Raw genomic sequence first — 15,860 nt, 5'->3', positions numbered from 1 at the left:
GAGGAGAGTGCAGGAACCTCCTAGCCATGCTTCGCAGGAAGTCGGCGCGACTTCCTCAGGCCACGCGCGGCTGCTCTCATGGTGTCGACAGTGCCCGACATCTTGGGGGTAGAGCTTGAGTGACTTACACGTCTCTGAGTGGAAGCGATACGGACATGATCGTGTCTACGTAGGCTTGCCGGACGGTGCGACTGTCGCCTGGCTGGACCGTAAATCGGGCATAGTGACGGTCCTTCAGCCAGAGCATGAGGCTGCGACCCAGCAGAAGCTGGCCAGTTACCTTCCGGCCGCTGAGAAGCCTGCTCCGTCACCGATGGCTGCAGCTGACGATCTCGCGCTCAATCCGCCTGGGGAAGCGCTCCGTCAGAAGCTCAGGGAGGTGTCACCCAGCCGCTTCGCCTGGATCGTGGCGCGTTTGCTGCGCAGGAAGACCGAAGCTGACTCCTGGCGGAAAGGCTTGGAGGGAGAACGCCTCATCGGCCGAGAGCTCGCGCGCCTCGCCAGGGCCGGTTGGCAGGTCCTGCACTCCATCCCGCTACCACGGGAGGTCGATATTGACCACCTGCTCATCGGCCCCGGTGGGGTGTTTTGCATCAACACCAAGCACCATCGTGACGCCAGCATTTGGGTGGGGGATGACGTGGTGAAGGTGAACCACGGCCAGGCTCGCCCCTACGTCCGGAAAGCTCGGCACGAGGCGCTACGCGCCGGCAGGGCAATCTCGCGTAGATGCGGTTTCGCTGTCGAGGTTCAGCCGGCTCTCGTCTTCGTGGGCGCGAAACAGGTTGACGTGGTGCCGACACTGCAAGACGTTCGTGTCATCCGCGGTAGGGAGGTCGCGGCCCTCGGCCCACTGAGGGGAGCGCTCAAGCCTGAAGAAGTCGAGCTGATCTACACAGCAGCTCGGGATCGACGTACCTGGGTTGGAGCATGAATGGTGCTCTCCAGTGACGTCCGCGGGCATCTGTCATTCAGCATCGACGAGGCCCTGCGGGTACGGTCACGTCATGAATCTGGGCCCTGAAGACGCATGGCAAAGGTTCTTGGTTTCGCGTTGCTCTGCCGGACACGGCCAGCGCCTCCGGTACGCCACATCTCGTTCCCGTCACCTTCGCCACGGAAGATGGCGATCCGGGTAACACGATGTCCGGCTGGTTCTTCGAGTGACCGTGACGGGAGGGTGCGGTGTGCGACGTAGTCATCCCATCACCCGCTTGTGCAATCAAGTAGAGGTGATCCGATCGCTCAGCTGAGTGTTCGTGCAGATCGCGAACGACCTGCGAGACCAGATCGCGGCGGGCGGCCTTCCGCCAGGGAAACCGATTCTCTCCTCGGAATCTGTCCCGGTCATTCACCCGCGTCGCCAAGAACGCAGACCTTCCTGCGATCCGCCTGCATGACGCCCGGCATGGCTGCACCGCGCTGCTCACCACGGCCGGCGTCGCTCCCCGAGTGGTGATGGAGGTCTTGGGACCACACAGCCGGATCGCCATCACGATGAACACGTACACGCACGTCGTGGTCGTGCAGGACACGCAGCGTGAGGCTGTGAATCACATGGACCGGCTTCTGAAGCGGCGGCCCACTGCCGGCTGACCGCTGCCGTTGACGTCAATTCCAGACGTCAAAGACCCCCTACCAAGATCAGTAGGGGGTCTTTTGACTGGTGGGCACAACAGGATTCGAACCTGTGACATCTGCTTTGTAAGAGCAGCGCTCTACCGCTGAGCTATGCGCCCTGGCCGAGCCGACAGACTACCTTGCCTCTGGGGCTGCACTGCAAACCAGTGCTCGAAGTGCGAACTTACCGGCCGATGTGTTCGTTTCCGGTGAGTGGGAGAATGACATTCGGTCCTGGGGCGATCCGATCGGGAGAGGTAAGTGACGGCGACAGACACTCAGCCGCATGAGCAGCGAGAACGCCGTCGCGCCCGTGGGGGCCCGGTCCGGGACGTGGTGGCGCTCATGTTGCTGCCGTTGCCGTTGCTGGTGGCGTTGGCGCCGTTGTCATTCGCGGGCGGGGGGACCCGTCGCTGGTTCGGGCGGGGGGAAGGCCAGCGGGCCGATGCGCAGGCCGCGAAGGATGCCGCGGCGGCGGCGTTCTACGAGCTGGACACCGCGCACCGGGATCTGCGGATCTCCATAGAGACGATCACCGCCGTCGACACCTCGCCGTCCGCGCGGAAGGCGGCAGAGGAGTACGAGGGCTTCGGCCGGCGGATCGACGAGGTGAGTCAGGGGTACATCACCGCGGTCGACTCCCACGATCTTGACCGTGACGACCTCGACGGCGGCGCGATGGCGCGGGCGCGGGCCGATCTGACGCGTGCCAAGCAGGAGCTGGACCGCGTCAAGGGTGAGCTGGACCGGTTCGCGCAGGGGCTGGGGCCGCTGCTGCAGTCCGCAGAGACGCAGCTGGCGCGGCTGGCCCCGGCCGTGGAGCGGGCGCGGCAGGCGCTGCTGGCGGCGAGCCATGCGCTGGACGCGGTCCGTGCTCAGGGCCTGCAGGCCGATGATCTTGCGGCCCGGCTGGCGGCGCTCGCGCCGGAACTGACCAAGCTCAACCAGGGCGCCGGGCAGCACGGCGTACCGGAGACGATCCGGCGGGCCGACGACGTGGTGCGCCAGGCCGAGGGCGTACGGACCGAGGCCGAGCGGCTGCCGGGCAAGGCCGCGGAGATCGACAAGCGGCTGGTGTCGCTGCGGACCCGGGCGCAGGCGATCACGACGCGTGCGGGGAACGTCGACCCGGTCCTCAGCGAGCTGCGGCGGCGCTACAGCGCGGCGTGCTGGCAGGACCTGCAGCAGGTGCCGGAGCAGGCCACGCAGTCCGTCCAGCAGGCCGAGGTCAAACTGCGGGAGGCGCAGCAGGCGCGTGACGAGCAGCGCTGGGCGGATGCCACGAGCCGGCTGGCGACCGTACGGGCGCTGCTGGACACCACCGACGAGGCGGTGTCAGCGGCCGGCGACCGGCTGCAGCGGCTCGATGCGGTGTCGTTCGACCGGCAGAAGGAGGTCGAGCGGACCCGCTTCGCCGTACGGGACGCGCAGCGACTGGCGATGACCGGCCGCAGCACCCCCGATCCGCGGCACGCCGGCCCGCTGGACGATGCGGTGGCGCGGCTGGACCGTGCGGTCGCGGGCCTGGAGGGGCGCCATCCGGACTGGTGGCACTTCCTGATGGAGACCGAGGCGGTGCGGGAGACGGCGGCCCGGGTGGTACAGGAGATCCGGGAGGCCAGGGGCGGGGCCGGGACCGGGGCCAGCGGCTGAGGCTCCGGGGCGTCCTCGGGGTGTGATCCTGCCGGGCCGGTGTGCGGCCCGGTCCCGGCCGGAATCCTGCGGGCGGTGCGGGCGGCGCCTTCCTCCCCGGCCGCCGGGCGCGATGGCGTGAAATGCCACCTGGGCTGATCCTGGAGAGAAGTACGGCCCAGTCGGCACCTGCGCGAAGGAGGCCGGACATGGCTACTGGGGCTACTGGCCAGACCCTGCACGGGCCCGCGAACCCGCTCCACCGGGCGAAGAGGCACGGCACACGGCTCGATGAGCATCTGCCCGTGGACCATCGACTCAGCAAGGTCTACCGCATCGGCGCCGGGCTGATGGGCCTGGTACTGATCGCCTTCGGCATCCTCGGACTGACCCACCACATCGGCTACTTCGACACCGGCGGCGACACCGTGGCCGGGCTGAACACCAATGGCTCCCTGAGCGTGCTCTCGATCGTCGTCGGAGCGATCCTCTTCGTCGGCATGGTGATCGGCGGGAACTTCGCCTCGACCCTCAACATCGTGCTCGGCGCCCTCTTCCTCCTGAGCGGATTCGTGAACCTGGCGCTGCTGGACACCGGCGCGAACTTCCTCGCCTTCCAGATTCAGAACGTCCTGTTCAGCTTCGTGGTCGGGCTGATGCTGCTGGTCTTCGGGATGTACGGGCGGGTCAGCGGTGGCCTCCCCCATGACAATCCGTACTGGCGCGCCCGGCACCCGGAGGAGGCGGAACAGTTCGACCGCGGACAGCTGCGTCCCGTCTCCGGCATGACGGCCGCACGGCAGGCGGCGCGGATCAAGATGCAGGGCGCCCCGCATGCCGGGCGCGGTTCGTTCGGCGCCGGCACCAGCGGGAGCAGAAGGCGCACCACCGCCCTCGACAGCGGCACCCGCACCGGTGGCGACCGCAAGAAGCCCTGAGCCGGGGCGAGGAGACGTCAGGGCGTACCGAGGTGGGATTGGGGTGCTCGGTACGCCCTGATGGCTGGGTGGGGTGGCGTGGGGCGAGCGGGTCGGTGGTTTCCGTGATCTCCGCCAGGGTCGGAGTTGCCACGGGGCTGGTGGTGGCGGGGACAGGTGAGGGGGCGGGAGGGGAAGGCGTGGGGGGCAGCGCGGCACGGGGAGCAGGGAGCAGGGAGCAGCACGATGAGCCGTTCGGGGCATGCCGCCTCCTCAGGGCACGGGGCGCACCATGGGGCGGTCGAAGCGCTCGCCAAGCGGATCTTCAAAGGCACCTACGGTGAGGGCGACAGCCTCGTGATGCCGGAGGTGCTGGCGGAGCTGGACGTGAGCCAGACCGTGCTGCGGGAGTCGATCAAGGTGCTGACCACCAAGGGCCTCCTCGGGACCGACAAGAAGCGTGGCACGTTCGTCCGCCCACGGGAGGACTGGAACCTCCTGGACACGGACGTCCTGCGGTGGAAACTGGCGGCCGGTGTCTCGTCCGACTTCTTCGCCGATGTGCTCGAACTGCGGCGTTCCATCGAGCCCGCGGCCGCCGGGCTCGCCGCGGAGCGCCGTACCGACGAGGATCTGGCGGCCCTGGATGCCGCGTTGAGTGCGATGGCGGCTGCCGGCAACGACCCAGTGCTGCTCGTACGCGCCGACGCGTCCTTCCACACGGCCATGCTGATCGCGTCGAACAATCGCTTCTACGCGCAGATGCACCGGGTGATCGTGCCGGTGCTCGTCCAGCGCGACCGGGAGGTGCTCGCCGCGGACGGCGCGTTCGAGCAGCCCCATGCCCTGCATGCCGCGGTCGTCGAGGCCGTACGGAACCGGGACGTCGACGGGGCCTATATGGCGATGCTCGAACTGCTTGATGTGTCCGCGCGGGAGCATCCGTAGTAGGCGCGAAGAGCATCCGTAGCAGCGGGAGTATCCCGGGCGTATCCGTAGTAGGGGACGGATGCAGCGCGGCGCAGTGGGCGGGGACGGAGGGCGCTGCGTGCCGGGAGCGGCGTCGGTTAACGCGGTGACGTGGGTGGGCAGGACCTCGCGCACAGGCCCGGCGCGCGGAGGGCCGGGGCCGATGGGCGGCACGGGCCGACCGGAGCGCGTTGACCGTACGCCCGCATTCCGCACGACGAAAGGACGGACCGGTCCATGAAGATCAGCCGCATCGAGACCTTCCTCGCCCCGCCGCGCTGGATGTTCGTACGGGTGGAGACCGATGAGGGCGTCGTGGGCTGGGGCGAGCCGGTGGTCGAGGGGCGGGCCGAGCCGGTCAGGGCGGCCGTGGAGGTGCTGTCCGAGTACCTCCTGGGGCAGGATCCGGCGCGCATCGAGGACCACTGGCAGGTCATGACCAAGGGCGGCTTCTACCGCGGCGGGCCCGTCCTGTCCTCCGCCGTCGCCGGTCTGGACCAGGCGCTGTGGGACATCAAAGGGAAGCGGCACGGGGTCCCCGTCCACCAGCTGCTCGGCGGGCCGGTCCGCGAGAAGATCCGCGCCTACGCATGGGTGGGCGGCGATGAACCACACGCCATCCGCGACGCGGTCACCGCGCAGACCGAGGCGGGCTTCACCGCCGTCAAGATGAACGGCTGCGGCAGGATGACGCCGGTGGCGACCCGCGCCGAAGTGCGGGAATGTCTGCTGCGCGCCGAGACCGCGCGCGAAGTCCTCGGTGACGAACGGGACTTCGGCCTCGACTTCCACGGCCGCGTCTCGCCCGCCAACGCCCGCAGGCTCCTCCCCCTGCTCGCCGACTACGCACCGATGTTCGTCGAGGAACCCGTCCTCTGCGAATTCCTGCATGCCCTCCCCGACCTCGTGAACGCCTCTCCCATCCCCCTCGCACTCGGTGAACGTCTCTTCACCCGGCGAGAGTTCCTGGCTCCGCTGCAAGCCGGCGTGGCGATCCTCCAGCCCGACATCTCGCATGCGGGCGGCATCTCCGAGCTGCGCCGGATCGCCGCGCTCGCGGAGGCGTACGGGGCGCAGCTCGCCCCGCACTGTCCCCTCGGCCCGGTCGCCCTGGCCGCCAGCCTCCAAGTCGCCTTCACCACCCCGAACTTCCTCATCCAGGAACAGTCCATCGGGATCCACTACAACCAGGGAGCCGAGCTGCTGGACTATGTCGTGGATCCCGAGCCGTTCCGCTTCGACGGCGGCTCCCTGCTGCGGACCGAGCGCCCCGGTCTCGGCGTGGAGGTGGACGAGGCCGCCGTGCGGGCGGCGGATCAGCGGGGGCACGCCTGGCGGAACCCCGTGTGGCGCCATGAGGACGGTGCGTTCGCCGAGTGGTGAAGGGGCGGGCACGCGGAGGCCGCCGACCGCTCCGGCTCGGTCCGGCGACGATGCGCAGGCCACATCCGAGCCGCCCAACCTCATCGCCACACCCGAGCCGCCATACCCCATGGCCACACCCGTCCCACGCTCCACACCCCACACGCCCCTTACACCCGGCCCGGAATAATCAGTGCTGTCACCCGTGCGCCCGAACGGCCCGGTCGCGCTCTACGCACGCGGCGGGGAGCAGGAGAAAGCAGGAACGCCATGGACTTCAGCACAGCGCTCCGGACCGAGCGGCTGGTCGCCATCATCCGGGGCAGGGATGCGGAGGCGTCTTTCCGTACGGTCATGGCGCTTGCGGAGGCAGGCCTTCCGCTGATCGAGGTCTCACTCAGCGGACACGACGCCCTCACCGTCATCCGACGGGCGCGTGCCGAGCTCGGCGATGCGGCCTGGCTCGGCGCCGGCACCGTCCTGACCGCTTCCGACGCCCGGCGCGCCGCCGAGGCCGGGGCCAATCTCATCGTCACGCCCGGCCTGGGGGCCGGTCTGGAGGAATCCGTACGTCAGGGTCTCTCGACGCTCGCGGGGGTGCTGACGCCGTCCGAGGTGATCGCGGCCGATGCGCTGGGCGTCTCGGCTCTGAAGCTGTTTCCGGCGTCCGTCGGCGGGCCCGGGTATCTGCAGGCGCTCCGCGCGCCCTTCCCCGAGCTGCCGTTCGTGCCGGTCGGCGGGGTGGACGCGGCCGCCGCGCCGGCGTACTTCGCCGCCGGAGCGGTGGCGGTGGGCGTCGGCTCGCCGCTGGTCGGGGACGCGGCGGACGGCGGCGACCTGGACGGGCTGCGCAAGCGCGCGGCGGAGTTCAAGGCGGCGTGCGCACGATGACGGGGCAGCCTGCTGCCGCGGGCAGCGAGGACCAGCGCGGCGCTCCCCGCGCCGGGGCGACACCCGGTCGCCCGCTGCTTCCCGGGCAACCGGGGCGCCCGGACGTCTTCACGTTTGGCGAGACCATGGTCGCCCTACGGGGCAGCGGCCCGCTGAAGCTCGGCGGCACGATGAACGTCTCCATCGCCGGGGCGGAAAGCAATGTCGCGATCGGGCTGGCCCGGCTCGGGCACGACGTCCGCTGGGCGGGCGCGGTCGGCGAGGACGAGGCCGGACAACTGGTGCTGCGTACGCTGCGCGCCGAGGGCGTCGGGGTGTCCGGCGCCTCGACCGACCCCGGCGCTCCGACCGGACTGCTCCTCTTCGAGCCGCGACTGCCCGAGGTCACCCGGGTGCACTACTACCGTGCGGGATCGGCCGGCTCCCGGATCGGCGCTGACGTGATCCAGCGCGCCTTCTCCGCCGCCCCGCCCCGCGTCCTGCATCTGACGGGCATCACTCCGTCCCTCAGCCCCACGGCCCGCGCGGCGGCCGGGCTCGTCCTCCAACTGTCCCGGGAATCCGGCTCGTTGGTGTGCCTCGATGTCAACTTCCGCGCTCGCCTGTGGACCGCCGAAGCGGCTGCCGAAGTCCTTCGCGAGTGGATTCCCTTCGTGGATGTGCTGATCGCCTCCGATGACGAGCTGCCGCTGTGCCTGCCTGGAAGCGGGGACGGGGGCGGGGAGGGCTCGCCGGGTGGGGGCGAGGGGAGCCAGGGGGCCAAGGGGACCACCGGGGCCAACGAGGGCCTGAGGGCCGAGGGGGCCGGCGCGGGCATGGGTGCCGAGTGGGCCGACGGGGGCCTGGGTGCCGACGGGGGCCTGGCTCGTTGGGCATCGGAGCCGGAGGAGGCCACCGTGGCCGGGGGCGCGGGGGCGTGCGGTGGTGCCATTCCCCTCCCCCCTCAGGAGGTCACGGGCGACCCCGCGGCCACCGTGGCGGCGCAGGCCCGCCTCCTGCTGGACCAGGGGGTCGGCGAGGTCGTGGTCAAACTCGGTGCGGAGGGGGCGACGGCCTTCACCCACGGCGGCTCCCTCCACCAGCCCGCCAAACCGGTACGGGCCGTGGACGCCGTGGGCGCCGGTGACGCCTTCGTGGCGGGCTATCTGTCGGCGCTGCTGGACGGCGAAGGGCCGGCCGGACGCCTGGAGCGGGCCGTCACCACCGGAGCGTTCGCGGTCGCGTCGCCCGGCGACTGGGAGGGCGCGCCGACCCGCGCGGAGCTGGGCATGCTGGGCGCGCCGCCCGGCACCGTCGTGCGCTGAGCGGCGCCACGGCTAACCTGTGCCCATGCCTCGTTACGAATACCGGTGCCGCCCCTGTGGCTCCACCTTCGAGCTGAACCGGCCGATGGCCGAGTCCTCCGCCCCGGCCGTCTGCCCCGAGGGCCACGAGGACACCGTGAAGCTCCTCTCCACGGTCGCCGTCGGTGGCTCCGCGACCGCCCCCGCCCGTGCCCCGAGCGGTGGGGGCGGCGGTTGCTGCGGAGGCGGCTGCTGCGGATAGGGCAGTATTGGGCGGCACCATGTCCTGGGGGCCAAGGCCTGGGGGCGGAGGCCTGGGCCGCTACCTCTTGCGCGCCAGCGTCACCCCGTCCGCCACGGTGAGAATCACCGCCTCCATACGGGGGTCCGCCAGCACATGGTCGTTGAAGGCCCTGATCGCCAGGGCGGACCCGGTGGCCGCCGGGTCGGCGACCTCCCCGTGGTACAGGACGTTGTCAGCGACGATCAGACCTCCCGGCCGCAGCCGGGGCACCAGCTCCTCCCAGTAGGCGATATAGCCGCCCTTGTCGGCGTCGAGATACGCGAGGTCGATATGCGGCTCGGCCGGCATCGCCCGCAGCGTTTCCAGCGCGGGCGCGATCCGCAGATCGATACGGTCGGCGACACCGGCCTTCGCCCAGGCCTCCCGGCCGTAGGCCGTCCACTCCTCGGAGACATCGCACGCGATCAGCGTGCCGTCCGCGGGCATCGCCTGCGCCATGGACAGCGCCGAGAAACCGGTGAACGTCCCTACCTCGACGACCTGCCGAGCCCCGGTCAGCCGCACCAGGAACGCAAGCAGCGGCCCTTGCTCCTCCGCCGACTGCATCCCCGCGGCCTCGGGGAACTGTTGGTGTGTGAGCTCCACGATGTCCCGCTGCGCGGCGTTCAAGGGCGGGTTGTGGGCGAGGACGTACTCGTACATCTCCGCTGTGATCGGCGTGCTCTTGGACTCAGCCACTGGCTCTCCTCTTGATCAAGGATCGCGGTCTCGGCCGGTCACCGGACGGTGCAGCCAACCGCCTCGGCGAGACTAGTCGAGCTCGTCGCCAACCGGTCGTTGATTTCCCCCTCCCTCGACGAGCCGTCACTCAGACGTTGCCCATGGACTGCTCAGCGGCGAGGGGCGCCCCATGGGCCCCCCGGCGCCGGTTGGACCTCCGTATCCCCCGTCCCTCACATCTCGCCTCACCGGTCGGACATCCCCGGTCTCATGTCCCCAAGTACCGCAACACCGCCAGGACCCGGCGTGAATATCCGGAAGTGCCGATCAGATCGAGCTTGTCGAAGATCGCGTTGATGTGCTTCTCCACGGCGCTCTGCGAGATGTGCAGCCGGACGGCGATTGCCGCATTGGTGTGGCCCTGCGCCATCTCCCGGAGCACCTCCTGCTCGCGTGCGGTCAGCGTGCCCAGCGGATCCGAGCGGCGGCTGCGCATCAGCAGCTGCCGTACGACTTCGGGGTCGAAGGCGGCCTGTCCGCTGCTCACCCGCTCCAGCGCGTCCAGGAACTCGTCCACCTGGACCACCCGGTCCTTGAGCAGATAGCCCACCCCCTCGCTGTCATCGGTCAGCAGCTCCGTCGCATAGCGGCGCTCGACATACTGCGAGAGCACCAGCACGCCGATATCGGGCCAGCGCTCCCGTATCTGCACGGCGGCACGCAGCCCCTCATCGGTGTGCGTGGGTGGCATACGGACGTCCACAACCACCGCGTCCGGCTTCTCGTCCTGCTCCGCCGCCTGCTCCAGCACGGCGATCAGCTGATCGGCGTCGCCGACCGCGGCCGCCACCTCGTGCCCCTCCTCGGCGAGGAGGCGCACCAGGCCCTCCCGCAACAGGGTCGAATCGTCGGCCAGCACTACGCGCACGGCAACTCCGCGGTGATGATGGTCGGTCCGCCGGCCGGGCTGTCCACCCGGAACCGGCCGTCGAGGGCGGCGACCCGGCGGGCCAGCCCGAACAGGCCGCTGCCGGAGGAATCCGCGCCGCCCGGTCCGTCGTCCTCGATACACACGAGCACGGCGTCCTCGCCAGGGGCGACGCGGACCGCTATCCGTCCGGCGCCGGAATGCTTGACGGCGTTGGTGACGGCTTCGGAGACCACGAAGTAGGCGACCGTTGCCACGGCGGTGTCGGGTTCGGTGGCAAGTTCGTAGTCGAGGCATACGGGGATGGCCGAGCGTTCGGCGACCGTTTCCAAGGCGGCGCGCAGCCCTGCTTCATCCAGCACCGTCGGATAGACCCGCCAGGCCACCTCACGCAGCTCGGTCAGGGCCCGGCCGCTCTCTTCGTGGGCCTGGCGCAGGAGTTGTTCCGCGCGCTGCGCGTCCTGGCTGCGCAGCGCGCGGCCGAGCAGCATTCCCAGGGCCACCAGCCGCTGCTGCACACCGTCGTGCAGATCGCGTTCGATACGGCGTCGCTCATCGTTGACCGCGGCGATGACGCCGGCGCGGCTGGCGGCCAGCTGCTCGATGCGGCGCTCCAGCTCCTCGTGGTGGCTGGGGCCGAGGTAATACTGCGCGAGCCTGGCCTCCAGCCCTGCGACTCCGAAGGTGCCCTGCAGGCTGAGGAAGAGGAGGAAGAGGCCGCCGATGCTCGACAGCGCGAGGGTGCCGGGATGGCGGACGTCGGTGAGCAGCAGGATGAAGATCCAGGAGATGCCGTACGCCACTCCGATCAGCGCCGCGCCCAGGACGAGAGCGCCCAGCAGGCCCAACCCCCAGCGCAGGGACAGATATTGCAGGGCTCGGTGGTCCGCGTACGCGTCCGAGGTGTCGGCCGCGACATAGACGCGGAGGCGGCGTCGATGGGTCTCGGTCAGGACCCGTGCGGCGGCGGTCACGGGCTTGAGGACCGCGCGGCGGCCGCGCGGCCAGGCGAAGACGCACAGCAGGGAGAGGCCGGAGAGCAGGACGAAAGGGAGCTCGGCCGCCGCGATCACGGCACCGAGCACCAGACCTGTCGCCAGGCGCAATCCGCGCCGCGCAATTCCCAACATGATCAAAACGCTAGCCGCACCGTGCGTCCGCGCACACTGCGGAAAACCGCAGTCTTTCGTGCGGTATACCGCAATGTGCCGCAAGGCGAGAATTCATAGCGTTGAAAACATGATCGAGAGCATCGGAAGCACCGCACCCGGCTGGATCACCGACCTCATGGACGCGCTCGGCGCGCCCGGCGCGGGTGTGGCCATCACCGCAGAGAATCTCTTCCCGCCGCTGCCGAGCGAGGTGATCCTGCCGCTGGCGGGCTTCGCCGCCGCCCGCGGCAGCATGCATCTCGCGTCCGCGCTCGCGTGGACGACCCTCGGCTCGGTAACCGGCGCCCTGGCGCTGTACGGCGCGGGCGCGTTGCTCGGGCGCGAGCGTACGGTCGCGATCGCGTCGAAGCTGCCGCTGGTCAAGGTGTCGGACATCGAGAAGACAGAGCGCTGGTTCCGGCGGCACGGCACGAAGGCGGTGTTCTTCGGCCGGATGATTCCCCTCTTCCGCAGCTTCATCTCGATACCCGCCGGAATCGAGCGCATGCGGGTGCCGGTCTTTCTCGCCCTGACCACCCTCGGCAGCTTCATCTGGAACGCGATCTTTGTCCTCGCCGGCTATCTGCTCGGCGACAACTGGGAGGAGGTGACGGGGTATGTGGACGTCTATTCGAAGGTGGTCCTGGTGGCAACTGCGCTGGCGGTGGCGGCCTTTGTCGTTGTCCGTGTCAGCAGGAGCGGCCCGGGGGCACGGCGCCGCGGATGAAGGCCCGCACGATCTCTTCGCCCGCGGCGACACCCCGCTCATCGAGCGCGATGACGTGGGGGGCCTGCCAGCCGGAGTCCGCCAGCTCCCCGTGTCCGGGCCGCCACCCGCGGTCCGCGGCCAGCAGCAGATCGGCGTCGAGGAGGGAATCGCCGGCCGCGAGGATCTCGGACGCCCCGGTGCGGCGCGCCACCTCCGCCACGGCTGCGCTCTTGGTCAGCGGCTTCGGCACGGCATAGATCTTGCGGCCCTGCAGGGAGACGGTCCAGCCGCGTTCGTCCGCCCAGCCGGCGAGGTCCTTCACCCAGGTGTCCGGCAGCAGCGGCCGCTCCACGACGAGATAGGCGAAGAGGTCTTCTGCGGCACGCTCCTTGAGCAGCCAGGCCGGGTCGGCGGTGCGGACGAGATGTGCGCGGATCTCGTCCAGGGGCGCGCAGTGCGCGGCGAGCCGCTCGGTGACGGTGCGCTGCCAGTCCGGGTCCGACTCGCCGAGTACGAGCAGATGGCCGCCATTGGCGCAGATGGCGAACTCCGGTGCCGGCCCCGGGAGATGGATGCGGCCGTACTGCTCCCGGGTGCGGGTGGTGGTCGGCACAAAGGTGGTCTTGCCCGCCAGTTCGGCGAGCAGCCCGGCGGCCGTCTCCGTCATAAAGGACAGCGGCTTGCGCTCATAGGTCTCCACGCACAGGAGCCTGGGGGCTTCCGCGTCGGGCATGGCGAGGCCCAGCGCGGCGGCCGAATAGATCAGGGTGCGGTCGAGGTCGCTGGCGATGATGGCGCTCATCAGGAGGCCACCGCCTTGCCGTCAGCACCCGTGGCCCCGCGAGTGAAGCGGGGGTGGATCAAACCGACACAGGTATAGGGCAGTTCGTCGACCTCTTCGACGGGCACGCCTCGTTGTTCCGCCAGGAGGCGCACATGATCGAGATCGGTCCCGGCACCCCGTCGGGCCAGGATCTTCCAGGGGACCCGGCGCAGCAGTACGCGTGTGGTCTCACCGACACCGGGCTTCACGAGGTTCACGTCGTGGATGCCGTATTCCTCGCTGATCCGCTCGACGGCCGCCCAGCCTTCCCAGGTGGGTGCCCGGTCGGCGGCGACCAGTTCCTTCACCTCTTCGGCGACGTCCAGGGCGACCTCGTCGAAGCGCGCGCTGACCGCGTCCAGGAAGGCTCGCGATACATCGGTCGGGGCCAGATCGCGGTAGAACTTCGCGCCGTGGAAGTCGTCCGGGCCCACGAGGTCGTCTCGCAGGACGGTGCGCGATATGAGGCCGGAGACGGTGGAGTTGAGGCAGGCGGACGGGACGAGGAAGTCGTCGCGGGTGCCGTAGGTCTCGACGCAGCCGCCCGGGTCGGCGAGCACGGCGATCCGCGGGTCGAAGCCCGGGAAGTCCTCCAACGCCTGGGCGAGTTCGCGAGTGATGGCACCCTTGCCGGTCCAGCCGTCCACGAAGACGACATCCGCCGGATCGTGATGAGCGGCCAGCCACCGGAGCGCCGTGGTGTCGATCCCCCGGCCGCGGACGATCGAGACCGCGTAGTGCGGCAGTTCCAGGCCGTGCGCATGCCGCGCCCAGCGACGCATCAGCACCCCGACGGGTGTGCCCGCCCGCGCCAGCGACACCAGCACGGGACGTGGACTGCGTTCGGCGAGCACGGTCTCGGTGACGGTCCCGACAGCCCGCGCGATCCGGCTCGCGGAGGTCCGCAGCGCGCTGTGAAACAGCGCCTGGTACTCCTCGGTCGGCTGGTATTCGACGGGCAGCGACTCCGCGTAGTGAGCGCCGCCGCGCTGAATCGCCTCCTCGCGTTCCTCGGTCGGCGCTTCCAGGGTGATGTCGGAGAGGTCCTGCAGCAGCCAGCCGACCTCGTCGGCGGTGTAGGAGGAGAAGGCGGGGCCGCGCAGCGGCTCGGGGAGGGGCATGGGTCCGGCCTGTGGTCGCGGGGCGTACGAGGGGATGACGGCGAGCAGCAGTCGGTCGGTGTGCTCGGCGAGCCGGTTCAGCAGACCGTCGGCGGCATGCAGTGCGGGGAGGTCACCGTGCGAGTCCACGACGGCCACGATGGCGTCGAAGCGGCGTTCCGGGTCGGTGCCGGCCGCGACGTTGTAGGCGTAGCGCTCCCCCGGTCCGTCGGCGGGATCGTCGTGGGCGGGGAAGGACAGCCGGGTCCGTATCGCGTAACCGGGGTCATCGACGGCGAGCACCGGCGACCGGGTCGTGGTGGAGAAGAAGACGCCCGCGCCGCTGGTCGACGCGGACGGCTGACCGTCCCGCGGTGCGAGGGCACCGTCCGCCGCCCCGATACCGTCACGGGCCGGCGTCGCCTCGGCACTGTCCCCTTCCCCAGTGACAAGGGCGTCCAGAGCCTCGGCTATCCGCAGCGGCGCGTACATCAACTCCTCGTTGCCGAGGACGAGGACGCGGCGGGCACCGTCCAGCCGCTGTGCTATCCGGGCCGCCATACCCGGCAGCCCGGCCTCCAGTCGGGCGCGGTGCGCCGGTGTGAAGCCGTGCCGCCCACCGTCCGGCAGGCCGGCGGGCCAGCCGAGGTCGACCCGTACGACGTCCGCACCGCGGCCGTCGGGCACCGCCGGAGCGCCTGCCGCATTCTGCTCGTCGCCCGCAGGCTCCGACGCGCTCTCCGGGGCAGCCGCCGGCCCCTGTGCCGTAACGGCCTCGTGTGCGGCGACGAGTTCCTGGCCGCGTGCCAGGACATCCTCGGGCAGGCGTACACCGCCCGCGGCCAGTGCGACGAGGTCGACGCGGGCGCCCAGTTCCGCCGCGAACTTCTCCAGATGGCCGCGGTCCGCGTCGGAGCGCATGTCGACCAGGGCGACGACCACGTACCGCTCGCGCGGGAAGCGCGCATGCAGCGCCTTGATGGTGTTCAAGACGGTCCTGCCGGTGGAGAACTCGTCATCGACGAGCACCAACGGCCCGTCCCCCGAAAGGAGTTCGCGATTCTCGGGGAGCAGCAGATGGGAGGTGGCATGACTGTGCTCCTCCTCGAACCCACCCACCTGCGCCACACCGGTCACCGGGCGGCGGGTGGAGTGCAGATACGGCGCGAGGGCCAGGCCGTCGGCCACCGAATGTCCCAGGCCGGTGGCGGTCTCGGCGTAGCCCAGGACGACGGAGCGGGCGGCGGCCTCGTCGCCCAGCAGCTTCCGCACTCGGCGCCCCAGCCCGAAGCCGGCGCCATGGACCACGCCCGGTCGCTGTGGCACATGCTTCCCGAGCACGTTCGACACGAGCAGATGGGCCCGCTTGGGGTTGCGCCGCAGCGCGAGCCCGAGCAGTTCCGGCAGCTCGTCCCCGCCGCTCAGCGAGACCCCGAGCCGACCGGCGACCCATTCTCCTGTCCAGACCACGCGTTCCGTCTCCTCCTTCGAATCGTTCATATCGATCACTG

The 15,860-nt window shown here is 70.3% G+C and carries 13 protein-coding genes, 1 tRNA gene and 2 pseudogenes; 10 read left to right on the top strand and 6 right to left on the bottom strand.

Annotated elements, in window-relative coordinates:
• The first annotated feature begins 115 nt into the window (after nucleotides 1-115).
• Together STRNI_RS29035 and STRNI_RS29030 are read left to right on the top strand one after the other, a co-directional pair.
• Nucleotides 116-934: a nuclease-related domain-containing protein gene (locus STRNI_RS29035; RefSeq protein WP_277412296.1), complete on the top strand. Its 819-nt coding sequence runs from the start codon at nucleotides 116-118 to the stop codon at nucleotides 932-934.
• 368 nt (nucleotides 935-1,302) lie between these two features.
• Nucleotides 1,303-1,596 (top strand): annotated as a pseudogene (locus STRNI_RS29030) (tyrosine-type recombinase/integrase); the annotation flags it as partial.
• 68 nt (nucleotides 1,597-1,664) lie between these two features.
• On the opposite strand, the gene STRNI_RS29025 reads toward STRNI_RS29030, so the two are convergent.
• Nucleotides 1,665-1,739, bottom strand: a tRNA-Val gene (locus STRNI_RS29025).
• Nucleotides 1,740-1,881: 142 nt separating this feature from the next.
• Here STRNI_RS29025 and STRNI_RS29020 point away from each other — a divergent pair.
• From STRNI_RS29020 to STRNI_RS28990, 7 genes are all read left to right on the top strand, one after another.
• Nucleotides 1,882-3,273, top strand: coding sequence for a coiled-coil domain-containing protein (locus tag STRNI_RS29020; RefSeq protein ID WP_338149783.1), 1,392 nt, complete (start codon nucleotides 1,882-1,884; stop codon nucleotides 3,271-3,273).
• 188 nt (nucleotides 3,274-3,461) lie between these two features.
• Complete coding sequence (locus tag STRNI_RS29015; RefSeq protein ID WP_159488380.1) at nucleotides 3,462-4,190, top strand: DUF4383 domain-containing protein; 729 nt, start codon at nucleotides 3,462-3,464, stop codon at nucleotides 4,188-4,190.
• Nucleotides 4,191-4,415: 225 nt separating this feature from the next.
• Entirely contained in the window at nucleotides 4,416-5,117 is a 702-nt protein-coding gene (locus STRNI_RS29010) for a FadR/GntR family transcriptional regulator (RefSeq protein ID WP_018088022.1), read from the top strand.
• A gap of 258 nt (nucleotides 5,118-5,375) precedes the next feature.
• Nucleotides 5,376-6,521 carry a galactonate dehydratase gene (gene dgoD, locus STRNI_RS29005; protein ID WP_266446683.1) on the top strand — a complete coding sequence of 382 codons (1,146 nt, stop codon included), beginning with the start codon at nucleotides 5,376-5,378 and terminating at the stop codon, nucleotides 6,519-6,521.
• 249 nt (nucleotides 6,522-6,770) lie between these two features.
• Nucleotides 6,771-7,391, top strand: coding sequence for a bifunctional 4-hydroxy-2-oxoglutarate aldolase/2-dehydro-3-deoxy-phosphogluconate aldolase (locus STRNI_RS29000; protein ID WP_018088024.1), 621 nt, complete (start codon nucleotides 6,771-6,773; stop codon nucleotides 7,389-7,391).
• Nucleotides 7,379-8,695, top strand: coding sequence for a sugar kinase (locus STRNI_RS28995; protein ID WP_277412294.1), 1,317 nt, complete (start codon nucleotides 7,379-7,381; stop codon nucleotides 8,693-8,695). Before STRNI_RS29000 ends, STRNI_RS28995 begins: the two co-directional genes overlap by 13 nt.
• Nucleotides 8,696-8,720: 25 nt before the next feature.
• Entirely contained in the window at nucleotides 8,721-8,936 is a 216-nt protein-coding gene (locus STRNI_RS28990; RefSeq protein ID WP_026169346.1) for an FmdB family zinc ribbon protein, read from the top strand.
• 60 nt (nucleotides 8,937-8,996) lie between these two features.
• On the opposite strand, the gene STRNI_RS28985 is transcribed toward STRNI_RS28990, so the two are convergent.
• The 3 genes from STRNI_RS28985 to STRNI_RS28975 all read right to left on the bottom strand — a co-directional run bounded on the left by STRNI_RS28985 (nucleotide 8,997) and on the right by STRNI_RS28975 (nucleotide 11,696).
• Entirely contained in the window at nucleotides 8,997-9,620 is a 624-nt protein-coding gene (locus STRNI_RS28985) for an O-methyltransferase (RefSeq protein ID WP_174857791.1), read from the bottom strand.
• A gap of 286 nt (nucleotides 9,621-9,906) precedes the next feature.
• Nucleotides 9,907-10,566 (bottom strand): response regulator, encoded by a 660-nt coding sequence (locus tag STRNI_RS28980; protein WP_026169347.1) that lies wholly within the window; start codon nucleotides 10,564-10,566, stop codon nucleotides 9,907-9,909.
• Nucleotides 10,557-11,696: a sensor histidine kinase gene (locus tag STRNI_RS28975; RefSeq protein ID WP_174876398.1), complete on the bottom strand. Its 1,140-nt coding sequence runs from the start codon at nucleotides 11,694-11,696 to the stop codon at nucleotides 10,557-10,559. The genes STRNI_RS28980 and STRNI_RS28975 overlap by 10 nt, the downstream gene beginning before the upstream one ends.
• A 109-nt stretch (nucleotides 11,697-11,805) precedes the next feature.
• Here STRNI_RS28975 and STRNI_RS28970 point away from each other — a divergent pair.
• Nucleotides 11,806-12,441, top strand: a pseudogene (locus STRNI_RS28970) (DedA family protein); the annotation flags it as partial.
• Here the strand turns inward: STRNI_RS28970 and STRNI_RS28965 are convergent.
• Together STRNI_RS28965 and STRNI_RS28960 are read right to left on the bottom strand one after the other, a co-directional pair.
• Nucleotides 12,407-13,228 (bottom strand): HAD family hydrolase, encoded by an 822-nt coding sequence (locus STRNI_RS28965; protein ID WP_274735366.1) that lies wholly within the window; start codon nucleotides 13,226-13,228, stop codon nucleotides 12,407-12,409. The pseudogene STRNI_RS28970 and the gene STRNI_RS28965 overlap by 35 nt on opposite strands.
• Nucleotides 13,228-15,849 carry a phosphoribosyltransferase gene (locus STRNI_RS28960; protein ID WP_277412292.1) on the bottom strand — a complete coding sequence of 874 codons (2,622 nt, stop codon included), beginning with the start codon at nucleotides 15,847-15,849 and terminating at the stop codon, nucleotides 13,228-13,230. Before STRNI_RS28960 ends, STRNI_RS28965 begins: the two co-directional genes overlap by 1 nt.
• Nucleotides 15,850-15,860: the final 11 nt, after the last annotated feature.

Origin of the sequence: Streptomyces nigrescens (genome assembly GCF_027626975.1) — a bacterium.
Taxonomy (GTDB): domain Bacteria; phylum Actinomycetota; class Actinomycetes; order Streptomycetales; family Streptomycetaceae; genus Streptomyces; species Streptomyces nigrescens.
This window is presented reverse-complemented; position numbering and strand designations above follow the sequence as displayed.

Coding starts and splice junctions, on each gene's coding strand:
- STRNI_RS29015 (WP_159488380.1), top strand. CDS start 3,462: ATGGCTACTGGGGCTACTGGCCAGACCCTGCACGGGCCCGCGAACCCG.
- STRNI_RS29010 (WP_018088022.1), top strand. CDS start 4,416: ATGAGCCGTTCGGGGCATGCCGCCTCCTCAGGGCACGGGGCGCACCAT.
- dgoD (WP_266446683.1), top strand. CDS start 5,376: ATGAAGATCAGCCGCATCGAGACCTTCCTCGCCCCGCCGCGCTGGATG.
- STRNI_RS29000 (WP_018088024.1), top strand. CDS start 6,771: ATGGACTTCAGCACAGCGCTCCGGACCGAGCGGCTGGTCGCCATCATC.
- STRNI_RS28990 (WP_026169346.1), top strand. CDS start 8,721: ATGCCTCGTTACGAATACCGGTGCCGCCCCTGTGGCTCCACCTTCGAG.
- STRNI_RS28985 (WP_174857791.1), bottom strand. CDS start 9,620: ATGTACGAGTACGTCCTCGCCCACAACCCGCCCTTGAACGCCGCGCAG.
- STRNI_RS28975 (WP_174876398.1), bottom strand. CDS start 11,696: ATGTTGGGAATTGCGCGGCGCGGATTGCGCCTGGCGACAGGTCTGGTG.
- STRNI_RS28965 (WP_274735366.1), bottom strand. CDS start 13,228: ATGAGCGCCATCATCGCCAGCGACCTCGACCGCACCCTGATCTATTCG.
- STRNI_RS28960 (WP_277412292.1), bottom strand. CDS start 15,849: ATGAACGATTCGAAGGAGGAGACGGAACGCGTGGTCTGGACAGGAGAA.